This is a genomic window from Amycolatopsis sp. NPDC005232 (assembly GCF_040607795.1).
Lineage (GTDB): Bacteria > Actinomycetota > Actinomycetes > Mycobacteriales > Pseudonocardiaceae > Amycolatopsis.
Window position 1 is genome coordinate 199391 of sequence record NZ_JBEXHL010000013.1, and the last position, 16167, is coordinate 215557.

Annotated in this window: 12 protein-coding genes; 3 read left to right on the forward strand and 9 right to left on the reverse strand. The window is 71.1% G+C overall.

The genetic code is table 11. The features are described from left to right. Window positions 1-9 precede the first annotated feature (9 nt). Complete coding sequence (gene folE, locus ABZU76_RS25215) at window positions 10-609, reverse strand: GTP cyclohydrolase I FolE (protein ID WP_354873666.1); 600 nt, start codon at window positions 607-609, stop codon at window positions 10-12. Between the two features lie 199 nt (window positions 610-808). On the opposite strand from folE, the gene ABZU76_RS25220 reads away from it, so the two are divergent. Beyond that, the gene (locus ABZU76_RS25220; protein WP_354873783.1) at window positions 809-1453 is read left to right on the forward strand and encodes a transcriptional regulator; all 645 of its coding nucleotides are present in this window, start codon (window positions 809-811) and stop codon (window positions 1451-1453) included. Here the strand turns inward: ABZU76_RS25220 and ABZU76_RS25225 are convergent. The 3 genes from ABZU76_RS25225 to ABZU76_RS25235 form a co-directional block, all read right to left on the reverse strand. After that, window positions 1438-2598, reverse strand: coding sequence for an SWIM zinc finger family protein (locus ABZU76_RS25225; protein ID WP_354873668.1), 1161 nt, complete (start codon window positions 2596-2598; stop codon window positions 1438-1440). The two genes, ABZU76_RS25220 and ABZU76_RS25225, sit on opposite strands and share 16 nt — an antisense overlap. Next, window positions 2598-5348: a DEAD/DEAH box helicase gene (locus ABZU76_RS25230; protein WP_354873670.1), complete on the reverse strand. Its 2751-nt coding sequence runs from the start codon at window positions 5346-5348 to the stop codon at window positions 2598-2600. Before ABZU76_RS25230 ends, ABZU76_RS25225 begins: the two co-directional genes overlap by 1 nt. A 121-nt stretch (window positions 5349-5469) precedes the next feature. Next, entirely contained in the window at window positions 5470-7653 is a 2184-nt protein-coding gene (locus tag ABZU76_RS25235; protein WP_354873672.1) for an acyl-CoA dehydrogenase, read from the reverse strand. A 145-nt stretch (window positions 7654-7798) separates the two neighbouring features. Here ABZU76_RS25235 and kstR point away from each other — a divergent pair, with 145 nt between their 5' ends. Beyond that, on the forward strand, window positions 7799-8428 hold the full coding sequence (kstR, locus tag ABZU76_RS25240; protein ID WP_354873674.1) for a cholesterol catabolism transcriptional regulator KstR: 630 nt from the start codon (window positions 7799-7801) through the stop codon (window positions 8426-8428). A gap of 36 nt (window positions 8429-8464) precedes the next feature. On the opposite strand, the gene ABZU76_RS25245 is transcribed toward kstR, so the two are convergent. The 4 genes from ABZU76_RS25245 to ABZU76_RS25260 are packed head-to-tail and all read right to left on the reverse strand — an operon-like array spanning window position 8465 to window position 11986. Beyond that, window positions 8465-9454 (reverse strand): TIGR03557 family F420-dependent LLM class oxidoreductase, encoded by a 990-nt coding sequence (locus tag ABZU76_RS25245; protein ID WP_354873676.1) that lies wholly within the window; start codon window positions 9452-9454, stop codon window positions 8465-8467. A 15-nt stretch (window positions 9455-9469) separates the two neighbouring features. After that, complete coding sequence (locus ABZU76_RS25250) at window positions 9470-10300, reverse strand: LLM class F420-dependent oxidoreductase (protein WP_354873678.1); 831 nt, start codon at window positions 10298-10300, stop codon at window positions 9470-9472. Continuing rightward, the gene (locus tag ABZU76_RS25255) at window positions 10297-11136 is read right to left on the reverse strand and encodes an LLM class F420-dependent oxidoreductase (RefSeq protein WP_354873680.1); all 840 of its coding nucleotides are present in this window, start codon (window positions 11134-11136) and stop codon (window positions 10297-10299) included. The genes ABZU76_RS25250 and ABZU76_RS25255 overlap by 4 nt, the downstream gene beginning before the upstream one ends. A 19-nt stretch (window positions 11137-11155) precedes the next feature. Then, a complete protein-coding gene (locus tag ABZU76_RS25260) occupies window positions 11156-11986 on the reverse strand; it encodes an LLM class F420-dependent oxidoreductase (protein ID WP_354873682.1) in 831 nt (276 codons plus the stop codon). Window positions 11987-12092: 106 nt separating this feature from the next. On the opposite strand from ABZU76_RS25260, the gene ABZU76_RS25265 reads away from it, so the two are divergent. Next, window positions 12093-12797 carry a class I SAM-dependent methyltransferase gene (locus tag ABZU76_RS25265; protein WP_354873684.1) on the forward strand — a complete coding sequence of 235 codons (705 nt, stop codon included), beginning with the start codon at window positions 12093-12095 and terminating at the stop codon, window positions 12795-12797. A 27-nt stretch (window positions 12798-12824) separates the two neighbouring features. Here ABZU76_RS25265 and icmF read toward each other — a convergent pair whose 3' ends face one another. Continuing rightward, window positions 12825-16061 carry a fused isobutyryl-CoA mutase/GTPase IcmF gene (gene icmF, locus ABZU76_RS25270; RefSeq protein WP_354873686.1) on the reverse strand — a complete coding sequence of 1079 codons (3237 nt, stop codon included), beginning with the start codon at window positions 16059-16061 and terminating at the stop codon, window positions 12825-12827. Window positions 16062-16167: the final 106 nt, after the last annotated feature.

Here is a 16167-nt window from a genome sequence, read left to right on the forward strand (position 1 = left end):
ACAACTCCTTTATGCGTTGACGCCCGTGAGTGCGAAGAACTCCTGGCGGGAGCGGGCATCCTCCCGCAACGTGCCCAGCAGTGTCGAGGTGACGGTGCTGGAGCCGGTGGCCTGCACGCCGCGCAGCGTCATGCACGTGTGCTCGGCCTCGATGACCACGCCGACTCCCTTCGGGGTCAGCTGCTCGCCCAGCCAGCCCGCGACCTGCTTCGTGAGCCGCTCCTGCACCTGCGGCCGGCACGCGAAGTGCTCGACCACGCGCGCGAGCTTCGACAGGCCGAGGATGCGGTCGCCCGGCAGGTAGCCGACGTGCGCGACGCCCGTGAACGGCAGCAGGTGGTGCTCGCACACCGACCGTACGGGGATGTCGCGGGCCAGCACCAGCTCGTCGTAGCCCTCGTCGTTGGGGAACGTGGTGAGGTCGAACGAGCGTGGCGTGAACAACTCCGCGTACGCGCGCGCCATGCGCTCGGGCGTGCCCTGCAGGCTCTCCGTGTCCAGGCTGACGCCGAGCGCCCGCAGGAAGTCGCCGGCGGCGCGCGCGGCGGCGGCGAGGTCGATGCCGGGGTCGGGTTCGTGGACGACGTGCAGAGCAGAGCCGGAGCGCATGGGGACCCCTCGGGGTTCGGCGGGTTTTCGTCCATGAGTATTGGTCTTATTGCCGGTCTCGGTCAAGGTGACCAGTTCAACAGGGTTAACTGATACTTGCGGACACCCTCGTAGGCGTTATCGTGGACCCGTGACGACTGAGCACGCCGCTCCCGCGATCAAGGCCGTGGCCGCGCTGGAGGAGGACCTGCGCCGCGGGATGTACACGTTCATCCGCGGCTCGGTGCGGCCCGTCACGCGCGACGAGGCCGCCGCGTCGGTCGGGATCTCGCGCAAGCTCGCCGCGTTCCACCTCGACAAGCTCGTGGACGCCGGCCTGCTGCGCTCGCGCTACGAGGCCGTCGGCGGCATCCGCAAGGTCGGCCGCACCCCGAAGGTCTACGAACCCGCCGACACCGACTTCGCCGTCACCATCCCGCCCCGCCGCCACGGCGTGCTCGCCGACATCCTCCTCGACGCCGTCGTCACCGAAACCGAGGGCGAAACCGCCCGCGTCGCCGCCCTGCGCGTGGCGCGCGAGCGCGGCGAAGAACTGGGCACCACCGAACGCACCTCCCTGCGCCCCGGCCGCCTCGGCGCCGAACGCGGCCTGACGCTCACCGAAACCGTCCTCGCCCGGCAGGGATTCGAGCCGCGCCGCGAGACGCCGACCTGCGTGCGGCTGCGCAACTGCCCGTTCCACCCGCTGGCGGGCAAGGCGCCTGACCTGGTGTGCGGCATCAACCAGGCGTTCCTGGGCGGCATCGTCGCGGGTCTGGAGGTGCCCGGTGTCGATGCGGTGCTGATCGATCCCGCGCCCGGTGGGTGCTGCGTGGAGCTGCGGGCGGATCAGCCCGGCGGGTAGGCGACGTCGAGGGCGCTCGTGGACGGCGGGCCGTCGAGCTGCCAGGCCGGGCCGGTGCGCAGGAAGCGGTACCAGCGGTGGTCGCGGCCGTAGCGGAGTTGCAGGGGGCCTTGGGTCACGCGGTTGCGCCAGGTCGTGATGGGGTCGGGGAGGCCGGTGTCCGAGAGGCAGGCGCGGGCGTCCGCGAGCGGGCCCGGGCCCGGTGACCACGTTTCGCGCAGGGCGGCGAGGCCGCCGCGGCCGGCTTCGCGCCAGGCGCCCGCCCGGGTGGTGAGTTCGGGCAGCGCGACACCAGCGGCCAGGGCCAGGGCGGGGAGTTCCTCGGGCGGGCGGGCGGCGGCGCGGCGGGCCAGGTCTTCCTCGAACGTCAGCTCGGCCGCGGTGCCGCCCGAAACGAGCAGGTCACGGGCGAGGGAGGCGGCGTCGGTGGCGAGGGTGGCGAGAGTGGCCGAGGTCCAGCCCGTGCTCGGTGGCGGGTCGAGGTCGAGGACGGCGGGCGGGCCGGCGACGTCGGGCACCGGCGGCAACCGGGGAACTGCCGTGACGCGGCGGGCGTACGCGCGCTTCGGGGTGAGGCCGGGGTCGTGGACCTTCTTGTGCTGCGGGCGGTCGGGGGCGCGCAGCGTGCGCAGCCGGGCGAGGACCTCGTCGCGGGGGCGACCGCGGAGTTTGAAGAGCACGAACGGGTCGGTGTCGACCTCGTCGGCCACGACGTAGTACACGGCGGCGACGTGTTTGCACGGGTTCGCCGAGTCGGGGCACGAGCAGCGCGGCCGAAGGTCACCCGGTCCGGGGAGCAGGTCGGCTCCCGCCTGACGTGCTTGCGCGGCCAGCTCCTCGGGCAGCTCTCCGTCGAGCAACGCGGCGGTGTGGCCGAGGCGGCGGCCGACGACGACGAGCAGCGTGTCCCACTGCTGCGGCGAGAACTCGCGCATCCGGATCGTCACGCGGTACGGCTCGGGCCGGCTCCCACGCACGCGCGCGGTGACCTCGCCGGCGCCGACGTGCAGCTCGCTCACGGTGTCCTTGCGCGCGTACGTGCGCCCGCGCGGCAGGCGGTTCGGGTCGACGCTCGCGCGCTGCTCCAGCGCCTCCACCCAGGCGCGGCCCCACCAGGTGTTGCCGAATGTCCTTCGGGGCGGCATCACCCACCTCCGAGCCGCACGAGGTCGGCGAGCTGGTCGTCGGACAGTTCCGTGATCCAGTCCTCCCCCGCGCCGACCACGGCCTCGGCCAGCCCGCGTTTCGCCTCGAGCACCGTGGCGATGCGCTCCTCCAGCGTGCCCTCGGCGATCAACCGGTGGACCTGCACCGGCCGGTCCTGCCCGATCCGGTACGCGCGGTCTGTCGCCTGGTCCTCCACGGCGGGGTTCCACCAGCGGTCGTAGTGGATCACGTGCGTCGCGCGCGTCAGGTTGAGCCCGACGCCACCCGCCTTGAGCGACAACAGGAACACCGGCACCTCGCCGGACTGGAACGACGCCACCAGCTCGTCGCGCCGCTTCGGCCCGACCTCGCCCGACAGCAGCGCGACGGGCAGCCCGCGGTCGGCGAGCCGGCGTTCGAGCAGGCGGCACAGCTGCACGTACTGGCTGAACACGAGCACGCTGTCGCCCTCGTCGAGGACTACGTCGAGCAGTTCCTCGAACGCGGCGAGCTTGCCGGAGCGTCCGGTGAGGACTCCCCCGCTCTCCTTGAGGAACTGCGCGGGGTGGTTGCAGATCTGCTTGAGCTCGGTGAGCAGCTTGAGCACCTGCCCACGCCGCTGCACACCCTGCGACGCGCGGATCTCGGCCAAGTTCTCGCGCACGACGGCCTCGTACAGCGTGGTCTGCTCGGCCGTGAGCGGCACGAACCGGTCGGTCTCGGTCTTGCGCGGCAGCTCCGGCGCGATGTCCGGGTCGGTTTTCTTGCGCCGCAACAGAAACGGGCGCACGGTCGTGGCCAGCCGCTCCGTGGCGGTCTGGTCGCGGTCGCGCTCGATGGGCCGCGCGACGGTGCGGCGGAAGCGGTCGAGCGGGCCGAGCAGACCCGGTGTCGTCCAGTCCATCAAGGACCACAGCTCGGTGAGCCGGTTCTCCACGGGCGTGCCGGTGAGCGCCACGCGCGCGGCGGCCGGGACCTTCCGCAGCTCTTTCGCCGTGGCGGACAACGGGTTCTTCACGTGCTGGGCCTCGTCGGCGGCGACGAGCCCCCAGTCCGCTTCGGACAGTGTCGCGCGGTCGCGGCGGACCACGCCGTAGGTGGCGAGCACGACCTCGTCGGGCAGCAGGTCGTCGAGGTGGCGGCCGCCGCCGTGGAAGCGGCGCACGCGCACGTCCGGCGCGAACCTGGCGAACTCGCGTTCCCAGTTGCCGAGCAGCGACGTCGGGCAGACGACCAGCGTGGGCCCGGCTTTCAGCGCGCGGCGGTGCAGGTGCAGCGCGATGAGCTGGATGGTCTTGCCCAGGCCCATGTCGTCGGCAAGGCACGCGCCGAGACCGAGGCCCGTCATCGTGGCGAGCCAGCCGACGCCCGCGAGCTGGTACGGCCGCAGGGTCGCCGCGAGTCCGTCGGGCGGGCCGACCGGCGCGGAGTCGCGTTCCTTGAGCCGGTCGACCAGCCCGGCGAGCGCGGGCTGCGCGGCGAATTCCACGGTTTCGCCGTCCAGCTCCAGCTCGCCCGTGAGCGCCGCGGCCAGCGCCTCGGCGCCGGTGAGCTTGCGGTTGCGCTTGGCGCGCATCCGGGCGAGCAGGCGCGGGTCGAGCTTCACCCACTGGCCGCGCAGGCGGACGAGCGGCCGCTTGGCCTCGGCCAGCGTGGCGACCTCCTCGTCGGTCAGCTCGTCGCCGCCGAGCGACAGGCGCCAGCGGAACTCCAGCAGGCCGTTGAGGGGGAACGCGGGGCCCGCCTCGCTGGCCGGCGCCTGCGTCGCGCTCGCCTTCGCGCGGACTTCGCCGGCGAAGAGATCCTTGGGCCACAACACTTCGATGCCGGCGCTGCCCAGCTCGCGGCCGCCTGAGCCGAGCAGGTCCACGACGTCGTCATCGGACAGGGCCAGTTCCGTCGGCGCGGCTTCGGCGAGCACGCGGCCGAGCGGCGGCCACGCTCGCGCGCCACGGCGCAGGCCGAGCAGCAGCTGGGTTTCCACTTGGTCGCCGAGGCGGTGCAGCACGGCGTCGGGCGCGTCCCAGAGCGTCGCGGCTTCGACGACCAGGCTCGGCTCGAGCGCGGACCGCACGGCCAGCACGCCCGCGAACTGCTCGTCTTCGCGCGCTTCGACCCTCAGGATCAGCTGCGCGCCGTGGGGCCCGCGGGCGTCCAGCTCGGTGAGCCACGCCGCCCCGTCCGGCCCGACCAGCGTCGGCTCGGCCTCCGCGAACGCCGGCACACCCGCCCCGACGGACGCGGCGGGGCTGCGCACCAGCACGTCGGCCGCCGCGTCCCACAACGCCCGGACCAGCGACTCCGGCGAATGCAGCCGGATCCGCTTCACCCCGGACAACGGCAACGCGTGCGCCTCCGGCGGCAACGCCGACGCGAGCCCCCGCACCAATTCCTCGTCGGCCGCGTCCAGCGGCCCCACCCGCCACGACCCCACACCACCGGCCGTGAGCGCCGGCCGCAACCGCCCACGCGCCACGAGGTTGACCCCGGCGTTCACCACCGCCGACCACGCGGCGATCGCCGGGCTCACGTCGTCGGGCACCACCAGCAGCCGCGGGATCGCGCGCGCCAGCGGAACGAGGCGGGCGTCCACCTTGGTGCGCGCGAACTTCTTGTCGTTGGGCAGCACTAGCTCGATCGCGGTGTCCCCCGCGACCTCGTCGCCCCACAACGCCAGCACACCCTCCCGCGGCGGGTCCGAGGGAAGGTAGGTGGCCTGGGTCAGTGCGCCGAACTCCACGCCCAGCACCGTAGGGCAGGGGTACGACAAACGGCTCAGCGCGCCCCAGCGTCCCGGACTCCAGCGCCCCAATGCGGCGTTCGGTGCGCTCAACGCAACCAACGCCGCATTGGGGTGCGCGCCGGACGGGTCAGCGCGGGAGGCCCAGCACCCGCTCGGCCACTGCCGAGAGCAACACCTGGGTGGTGCCGCCGGCGATGGAGAGACAGCGGGTGAGGAGGAACTCGTGGGTCGGCGGGGTGTCGGGGAGCAGGTCCGGGGCGAGGTCGAGGGCGAATTCCGCGACCGACTGCCGGTGGCGGACACCCAGGAGCTTCGCGACCGAGGACTCCGCGCCTGGGCCTTGGCCGTCGAGGCGGCGGAGGGTGGCGCGCAGGTCCAGGACGGAGCAGGCGCTGCCGGAGCCGATGAGGGCTCCGAGCCGTTCGCGGGTGGACGAGTCGAGCGTGCAACCCAAGCCGCCCAGGCCACCCAGCTCTCCCCGGCCGACCAGGCCAACCACGCCGCCCGGACCGCCCTGCTCTCCCCGGCCAACCTGCTCTCCCCGGCCAACCTCGTCGCCCGGGCCGAGCCGGCCGCCCAGCTCAGCGACCAGAGCCTCCACACCCTCGCCCGCCGCGGAGCCCTTGCCGAGGGCTACGCGTTCGCCGGCGAGGGTGGTGCGGGCCAGGCGCCAGCCGTCGCCCGGAGATGCGACGACGCCGGTGTCCGGGACGAAGACGTCGTCGAGGAAGACCTCGTTGAAGACGCTCGCGCCGGTGATCTCGCGCAGCGGGCGCGTGGTGATGCCGGGCGTGCGCATGTCGACGAGGAAGTACGTGATGCCTTTGTGCTTGGGCGCGTCGGGGTCGGTGCGGGCCAGGCAGATGGCCCAGTCGGCCTCGTGCGCGAGCGAGGTCCACACCTTCTGCCCGCTGAGGCGCCAGCCGCCGTCGACGCGGCGGGCGGCGGTGCGCAGCGATGCCAGGTCGGAGCCCGCGGCGGGTTCGCTGAACAGCTGGCACCACGTCAGCTCGCCGCGCAGCGTGGGGCCGGTGAACCGCGCGCGCTGCTCGTCGGTGCCGTGTTCGAGGATCGTCGGGACGGCCCACGCGCCGATCACGAGGTCCGGCCGGCGCACTCCGGCCTCCGCCAGGGCCGCGTCGATGCGCAGCTGCTCGGCGGCTCCGGCGCCCCGGCCGAAAGGCTCAGACCAGTGCGGCGCCAGCAGTCCCGCGTCGGCCAGCGCGACACGACGGCCGTCTTCCGGCAGGGCGGCGATCTCCGCCACGAGCCGGGTGAGCTCCGGTGAGTCGTCCACTGCCACGTCGAGCGTGCGCCGCTGCCCCGCCAGCGCGAGGTCGGCCGCGCGCTGCCGCCACCGCGCCGAGCCGCCGAGCCAGTGCCGCAAGGCAAGAGCACGGCGCAAGTACAGGTGGGCCGGGTGCTCCCACGTGAAGCCGATGCCGCCCAGTACCTGGACGCAGTCCTTGGCGTTGTCCACGGCCGCGTCGAGCGCCACCGCCGCCGCGCTCGCCACCGCGACCGCGTGCTGTGGGCCGAAAGCCGCCGTCGCGGCGTCCCACGCCAGTGCCTCCGCCGCCTCGGCGCGGCACAGCATCTCGGCGGACAGGTGCTTCACCGCCTGGAACGCCCCGATCACCTGCCCGAACTGCTCCCGCACCCGCGCGTACTCCACCGCCGTCGTCAGGCACCACCGCGCAACCCCCGCCGCCTCCGCCACGGCCAGCGTTGCCGCGAAATCCGAGACGTCCGGCAGCTCCAGCACGTCCGCGACGGGCACCCGGTCGAAATGCACCCGCGCGAGCGGACGCGAGAAGTCGAAGGGCGCCAACGGTTCCACGCACACGCCCGCGGCGCCGGGCGGCAGCAGCACGTGACCGCTCGGCACCGGCACCAGCAGCCACGCGCCCGCATCCGCACCCGGCACCGCTCCCGACGAACCCTGCAGAAACCCGTCGGCACAAGGCGCTTCGAGCAGCACTGCCACCCGAGCGCCACCGTCCGCGATCGCCTCAACCACGTCCCCGTCACCGAGCAGCAGCCCGGCCAACGCCGTGCTCAGCAACGGTCCCGGGACCAGCTCCGAAGCCGCCGCAGCCAGCCCCGCCGCCAGATCCGCCACAGTGCCGCCGGCGCCACCCACCGACGGCGGCAACGCGACCCCGAACAACCCCAGGTCGGCGAACCGCGCGGGCAACTGGGCGCCGGTCCCCTCGGCCGCGCGCACGGCCGCGACCGGATCGTGGGCCCGGGACCAGTCGTGGATCGCGGCGGCCAGCGCCGCCTGTTCGCCGGTGAGCGCGACCGCCATCGGGGCCTCCTCGCGGTACGGGACTACTCGCGAGTGTAGAACGTGTTACAGTTTTTCGGCCAGCGGGTTGGTAGTTGAACGTTTCGCCAGGGAAGGTACGCTGAACGCAGAACTGGAACGAGTTCCGCAAGACAGGAGAAGGCCGATGCCGGGCAAGGCGAAGGCTCCGGCGGCGAAGGCGCGCACCGGACTGGGCACCATCGGCGAGGAGCTCGGCTCCGCGGCGCAGCGCGACCGCCGTCGCCGCATCATCGACGCCACGCTCGCGCTGGCCTCCAAGGGCGGCTACGACGCCGTGCAGATGCGGGCCGTCGCCGAGAGGGCCGACGTGGCGCTGGGCACGCTCTACCGCTACTTCCCGTCGAAGATCCACCTGCTCGTGTCCGGCCTCGCGCGGCAGTTCGAGCGGGCACAGGAGAAGCTCGAACGCGCCGCCATCCCGGGCGAGACCCCCGCGGAGCGGCTGATGTTCGTGCTGGGCCGCAACACGCGGCTCATGCAGCGCGACCCGCACCTGACCGAGGCGATGGTGCGCGCGTTCATGTTCGCCGACACGTCCGCCGCGGCCGAGGTCGAGGTCGTCGGCCGGCTCATGGAGGACATGTTCGCGCAGGCCATGGGCATCGCCGAGCCGACGGAGTCCGATCGCGACATCTTCCACGTCGTCGCCGACGTGTGGATGGCCAACCTCGTGGCGTGGGTGACGCGCCGGGCGTCAGCCGCCGACGTCGCCCACCGTCTCGAGCTGTCGGTCCACCTGCTGCTGGACAAGTAGGGCCCGCGAGCGACGAAAACCCGCGGGCCCCAGCCGTCACGCCGTGAGCTTCGGCAGGACTTCCTTGCCGAAGACGTCGAGGAACTGGTCTTGGTTGCGGCCGACGTTGTGGATGTAGATGCGGTTGAAGCCGGCGTCGACGTACTTCTGCAGCGCCGCCCGGTGCACGTCGGGGTCCGAGGAGACGACCATGCGGCCCTCGAAGTCCTCGCGGCGCACGAGCTTGGCCATCTGCGCGAAGTCGAACGGCGAACGCACGTCGGCCTTCGGGAACTTCATGCCACCGTTGGGCCACTGGTCCATGGCGTTGGCCCACGCGGTTTCGTCGTCCTCGGCCCAGGACAGGTGCACCTGCAGCAGCTTCGGCATCTCGTCGCCGTTTTTGCCGGCCTTTTTCGCGCCCGCGTTGAAGTTCTCCAGGATCCCCGCGAGCTTCTCGATCGAGGCGCCCGGCGTGATCAGCCCGTCGGCCAGCTCCCCGGTCTTGCGCGAGGTGTACGGACCGGCCGAAGCGATGTACACCGGCGGCGGCGTGTCCGGCAGCGTCCACAGGCGAGTGGTGTGCAGCTTGAAGAACTCGCCGTTGTGCTTGACGTCCTTGCCCGTGAACAGCTTCCGGATCACCTCCAGCGCCTCGAACATCCGCCGCACGCGCTCGGGTGCCTCGGGCCAGTAACCGCCGATGATGTGCTCGTTGAGCGCCTCACCCGACCCGATCCCCAACCACGTGCGGCCCGGATACGTGGCCTCCAGCGTCGCCGCGGCCTGCGCCACCATCGCCGGGTGCAACCGGAACGACGGACACGTCACCCCGGGCCCCAGGTCACCGGTGGTGTTCTCCGCCAGCGACGCCAGCATGCTCCACACGAACGAGGACTCACCCTGCTGCGGAACCCACGGCTGGAAGTGATCCGCCGCCATCTGCCCCGAAAAGCCCCGCTCCTCGCCCGCCTTCGCCAACCGAATCGACTCCCGCGGCGAAAACTGCTCCAACGCAGCCGCAAGACCGATCTGCACACCACTCACGCGAAATCCGCTCCTTCACCGGTACTTTTCGACGACCTCGACGAGGGCGTCGAGCCTGCTCAGGGTCTCCGCTTCGGGCCGCGTGCCGAGCAGGAACGTGATGCGCTCCACCCCGGCTTCGGCGTAGGCCTCCAGCAGAGCCTCGTTCTTGCTGCCCACCGCGAACATCGACACCGACGTACCAGGGGCGAACTCGTCGCGCAGGGCCATGAGTTTCCCGACCCGCTCGGGCGCGACCACGGAGTTCGGCATCCACACCCCGCCGTGCCGGGCCGCCCGCCGCGCCGCGTGCCGGCTGTTGCCGCCGACGTAGATCGGCGGGTGCGGCTTCTGCGCCGGCTTCGGGTACGCGACGGCGCGGTCGAAATGCGTGAACTCGCCGTGGAAGGTCGCTTCCTCCTCGGTCCACAGCTGTTTCATCGCGTCCAGCCGCTCGTCGAGCAGCCGGCCGCGCGCGTCGGGATCGGTGCCGTGGTCGCGCATCTCCTCGAGGTTCCAGCCCGCGCCCACGCCGAACACCACGCGCCCGCCCGAGAGGTGATCGAGCGAGGCGACCTCCTTGGCCGTCTGGATCGGGTCGCGCTGCGCCAGCAGGGCGACGCCGGTGCCCAGCAGCAGCGTCGAGGTCACCGAAGCGGCGGCTGTGAGCGCCACGAACGGGTCGTACATCCGGTAGTACATCCGCGGGAGCTCCCCGCCCGCCGGGTACGGCGACTGCCGGTCGGCGGGGATGTGCGAGTGCTCCCCGACGAACAGCGAGTCGAACCCGCGTTCCTCGACCCCGCGCGCGAGCGCGTCTGGCCGGATGCCCTCGTCGGTCACAAAACTGAAGATCCCGAACTTCACGAGGCCATCCCGTGGTCCGCCGCGAGCCGCGCGAAGCCGTCGAGCGCGGCCAGCGTCTCGGCTTCCGGCAGCGTGGGCAGCATGAAGGTGTAGCGCTCCACGTCGGCCGCGGCGTACCGCTTCACGGTGTCCGCGTCGGCCGCACCGCCGAAAACCGTCACCGGCACGTCCGTCCGCCCCAGCTCCGCCAGCTCCCCGCGCACGCGGCGGATGGCTTCGCTCGTCGTCGAGGAGATCGGCATCCAGGCGTCGCCGTGGCGAGCCAGGCGGCGCACCGCGGCACGGCTGTCACCGCCGATGTAGATCGGCGGGTGCGGCTTCGACACCGGCTTGGGCCACGCGAAGATCGGATCGAAGTTCACGTGCTTGCCGTGGTAAGACGCCTCGTCCTGCGTCCAGATCGCCTTCAACGCCTCGAGCTGCTCGTCCATCAGCGCGCCCCGGGTGGCCGGGTCCGTGCCGTGGTTGGCCATCTCCTCCCGGTTCCAGCCCACACCGACGCCCAGCGCCACGCGCCCGCGCGACACCAGGTCCAGCGAAGCGACCTCCTTGGCCGTGTGGATCACGTCGCGCTGCACCAGCAGCGCAACGCCGGTGCCCAGCACCAGGTTCGACGTGTTCACCGCCGCGGCGGTGAGCGCCACGAACGGGTCCAGCGTGCGGTAGTACACCCGCGGCAGGTCACCGCCGCCCGGGTACGGGGTCTCGCGGCTCACGGGGATGTGCGAGTGCTCGGCGAGGAACAGCGAGTCGAAACCCCGCTCCTCCAGCGCCTCACCCAGCACGTCAGGGCGGATGCCTTCATCGGTCACGAATGTGGAGATCCCGAACTTCATTGGATCATCGAACCACGGCTCACCGGTGGCTCGCCGCGAGCCGGGCGAGGTCGTCGAGCGCGGCCAGCGTCTCGGCTTCCGGCAGCGTCGGCAGCATGAACGTGTAGCGCTCCACGCCGGCCTCGGCCAGGCGCTTCACGTCGTCGCTGTCGGCCGCGGCGCCGAAGACCGTGAAGGGCACGTTGGTGCGACCCTGCTCGGCGAGCCACTCGCGCACGCGCCGGATCTCGTCGGACGGGGTGTGCTGGCGCGGCAACCAGGCGTCGCCGAGGCGGGCCAGCCGGCGCAGTGCGGCCGGGCTCTCGCCACCGACGTAGATCGGCGGGTGCGGCTTCTGCACGGGCTTGGGCCACGCGAAAATCGGGTCGAAGTCCACGAACTTGCCGTGGTAGGCGGCCTCGTCCTGCGTCCAGATCGCCTTGAGCGCCTCGATCTGCTCGTCGATCAGCGCGCCACGAGTGGTCGGGTCCGTGCCGTGGTTGGCCATCTCCTCCCGGTTCCAGCCCACACCGACGCCGAACGCCACCCGGCCGCGCGACACCAGGTCGAGGGACGCGACCTCCTTGGCCGTGTGGATCACGTCGCGCTGGATCAGCAACGCGATGCCCGTGCCCAGCACGAGGTTCGACGTGTTCACCGCGGCCGCGGTCAGCGCGATGAACGGGTCCAGCGTGCGCTTGTACTTCTCGGGCAGGTCAGCGCCACCGGGGTAAGGGCTCTCCCTGCTCACGGGGATGTGCGAGTGCTCGGCGAGGAAGAGCGAGTCGAAGCCCCGCTCCTCCAGCGCCTCGCCCAGCACGTCGGGGCGGATGCCTTCATCGGTCACGAACGTGGAGATCCCGAAGTCCATGCCTCGTTCTACCCGATGCGGCGGCACCCTATTCCCGCCGTCGTTGACACCTCACCGGATCGGTCGGCACGATTAAAATCAGCACTTGTTGAAAAGGAGGTCCGCCATGAGCGCCGAGAACACCGACTTCGACCAGGTGTACCAGGGCCGGAGCCCCCTGGGCGACACCGTGCCGTGGGACATCAAGGCCCCGCAGCCGGCGCTGGTCGCTCTCGAGAACGCCGGCGGGTTCCGCGGCGAGGTGCTCGACGTCGGCTGCGGGCTCGGCGAGAACGCGGTGTTCCTCGCCTTGCGCGGACACCGCGTTACTGGCGTCGACGGCTCCCCGACAGCCCTTCGCGAAGCACGGGCACGGGCCGCGGCGAAAGGGCTGGAGATCACCTTCGAGGTCGCCGACGCCACCCGATTGGAAGGCTTCGAGGACCGATTCGACACCGTCCTCGACAGCGCGCTTTACCACTGCCTGACCGAAGAGCAGCGGCGCAGTTACATCGCGGCGCTCGTCCGGGTCACGCGCCCCGGAGCGCGGCTGCACCTGCTCTGCTTTTCCGAAGCCGTGCCCGAGAGCTTCCCCGGGCCGTTCCGGATCGGCGAACGGAACCTGCGGGAGACCGTCGGCCGCGGCTGGCGGATCACCAGCTTGGTCCCGGCGCTCTACACCATTTCCCTCACGCTGGAAGAGCTGCGCGACGCGGCGCGCACGATCCAGCCGGGCGAGACCGGCGACCTCACCGCGTTGGACGAGCTGGAACAGGACGAACAGGGCCGGATCCGCGCGCCGGCCTGGCAGCTGGCCGCCGAACGCGCGTGACCCGGCCCTTTCCGACGACAGGAAGGGTCAGACGTTGCGCCGGTACTGACCGCCGACCTCGAAGAACGCGTCGGTGATCTGCCCGAGCGAGCAGACCCGTGCGGCATCCATCAGCACCCCGAACAGGTTGCCGCCGCGGGTCGCCGCCTCGCGCAGGGCCTTCAGTGCCTGCTGAGCGTCTTCGCCGTGGCGGTGCTGGAAGTCGGCGAGCCGGTCGAGCTGCGACTTCTTCTCGTCCTCCGTGGCGCGGGCCAGCTCGACCTCCACGCCCTCCTCACCCGCGTGCGGGTTGCGGAAGGTGTTGACGCCGATGATCGGCAGCGAGCCGTCGTGCTTCTTGCGCTCGTAGAGGATCGACTCGTCCTGGATCTTGCCGCGCTGGTAACCCGTCTCCATCGCGCCGAGCACGCCGCCGCGCTCGGAGATCCGGTCGAACTCGACCAGCACGGCTTCCTCGACCAGGTCGGTGAGCTCGTCGATGATGAACGAGCCCTGCAGCGGGTTCTCGTTCTTCGACAGGCCCCACTCCTTGTTGATGATCATCTGGATCGCCATCGCGCGGCGCACCGACGACTCCGACGGCGTGGTGATGGCCTCGTCGAACGCGTTGGTGTGCAAGGAGTTCGCGTTGTCGTACAGCGCGCACAGCGCCTGCAGCGTCGTGCGGATGTCGTTGAAGCTCATCTCCTGCGCGTGCAGCGAGCGGCCCGAGGTCTGCACGTGGTACTTGAGCTTCTGCGACCGCTCGTTGGCGCCGTAGCGCTCGCGCATGGCCACGGCCCAGATCCGCCGCGCCACCCGGCCGAGCACCGAGTACTCGGCGTCCATGCCGTTGGAGAAGAAGAACGACAGGTTGGGCGCGAAGTCGTTGATGTCCATGCCGCGCGCGAGGTAGGACTCGACGTAGGTGAACCCGTTGGACAGCGTGAAAGCCAGCTGCGAGATGGGGTTCGCGCCGGCTTCGGCGATGTGGTAGCCCGAGATCGACACCGAGTAGAAGTTGCGCACCTCGTGCTTAATGAACCACTCCTGGATGTCCGCCATCATGCGCAGGCTGAACTCCGTGGAGAAGATGCAGGTGTTCTGCCCCTGGTCTTCCTTGAGAATGTCGGCCTGCACGGTGCCGCGCACGTTCTTCAGCGCCCACGCGCGCAGCTCGGCGGACTCCTCCGCGGACGGCTCGCGACCGTGCTCGGCGCGGAAGGCGTCGAGTTTCTGGTCGATCGCGGTGTTGAGGAAGAACGCGAGGATCGTCGGCGCCGGGCCGTTGATCGTCATCGACACTGACGTGTTCGGCGCGGTGAGGTCGAAGCCGTCGTAGAGCACCTTCATGTCCTCGATCGTCGCGATCGAGACGCCCGAGGTGCCGACCTTGCCGTAGATGTCCGGGCGGGTGTCGGGGTCGTGGCCGTAGAGGGTCACGGAGTCGAAGGCCGTGGACAGTCGCTTGGCCTCGGAGTCGGCCGAGAGCAGCTTGAACCGGCGGTTGGTGCGGAAGGCGTCGCCCTCGCCGGCGAACATGCGCGCCGGGTCCTCGCCGTCGCGCTTGAACGGGAACACGCCCGCCGTGTAGGGGAAGTACCCGGGCAGGTGTTCGCGGCGCAGGAACGAGAGCAGCTCACCGGATTCGGTGTAGCGCGGCAGGGCGACGCGCGGGATCCGGTTGCCCGACAACGTGTCGCGCCACAGCTGCGTGCGCAGCTCCTTGTCGCGGACCTTCACCACGAGCTCGTCCTCGCGGTACTCCTCCGACAGCGCCTGGAACCGCTCCAGCAGCTGGGTGGTCTCGCCGTCCACATCGGACTCGGCGGCCGCGAGCAGCCCGTCGAGCGCGTCCGTGGCGGCGTCCACTGTGTCCAAAGCGACCTTCGCGGCGGCCAGGTGCTCGCGCTTGCGCACGGCAGCGACCTGCTTCTCGGTCTGCTCGTGGTAGCCGCGCACGGTCTCGGAGATCTCCGAGAGGTAGCGCGCCCGGTTGCCCGGGATGACCGTGCTCGCGTCGGTGGACACCTTGCCCTCGACGGCGGGCAGCACGCCGGCCGACACCGAAAGCCCACGCTCGGCGAGGTGGTCGCGCAGATTCTGGTACAGCGCGGTCACGCCGTCGTCGTTGAACTTCGCGGCGCTCGTGCCGAACACCGGCATGTCCTCGGGAGCCTTGTCGAAAGCCTCGCGGTTGCGCACCAACTGGCGCGCGACATCGCGGCGGGCGTCCTCGGCGCCGCGGCGCTCGAACTTGTTGATGGCCACCACGTCGGCGAAGTCGAGCATGTCGATCTTCTCCAGCTGCGACGCGGCGCCGAACTCCGGCGTCATCACGTACAGCGACTCGTCCACGTAGTCGACGATGCCCGCGTCGCCCTGGCCGATGCCCGGCGTCTCCACGATCACGAGGTCGTAACCCGCGGCCTTGCACGCGAGGATCGATTCGCGCATCCCGGCGGGGATCTCGCCGCTGGTGGTGCGGGTGGCGATGGAGCGGAAGTACACCGGTGAGCCGTCGAGGCAGTTCATCCGGATGCGGTCACCGAGCAGCGCGCCGCCGCCCTTGCGTCGCGACGGGTCCACGGCGAGCACCGCGATCCGCAGCTTGTCCTCCTGGTCGAGGCGGAAGCGGCGGATGAGCTCGTCGGTCAGCGACGACTTGCCGGAACCGCCGGTGCCGGTGATGCCGAGTACGGGTACGTGGCGCTTCTCGGCGGCCTCGGTGATGGCGGCGAGCCAGTCTTCGGGCAGTTTTTCACGCTGCAGCTGGGTGATCACCCGCGCGAGCGCCGGCACGTCGCCGGAGAGCAGCTTGTCGACGGACACCGGCGGCTGAGCCGAGAGGTCCACGTCGCAGGCCTTGATCATCAAGTTGATCATGCCCGGCAGGCCCATCTCGTAGCCGTCCTCGGGCGAGAAGATCCGCGCCACGCCACGCGAGTGCAGCAGGTCGATCTCCTCGCGGACGATCACGCCGCCCCCGCCGCCGAACACCTTGATGTGCCCCGCGCCGCGTTCGCGCAGCAGCTCCACCAGGTAGGAGAAGTACTCGACGTGGCCGCCCTGGTAGGCGGAGATGGCGATACCCTGCACGTCTTCGGTGATGGCGGCGGTGGCCACCTCGTCGACCGAGCGGTTGTGCCCGAGGTGCACGACCTCGGCACCCTGCGACTGCAGGATCCGCCGCATGATGTTGATCGACGCGTCGTGACCGTCGAACAGGCTCGACGCGGTGACGAACCGGACCGGGTTCTCGGGGCGGTAGAGGTCGCTGCTCATCCCTCCAAAATACTTGGACTTCCTACTATTGGAAACCCGAGCGGCGGTGACGCAGGTCTCAAGCCGGCTCGTCGCGCGGTTGACAGGAGCCAGCTGGGAGCTATAT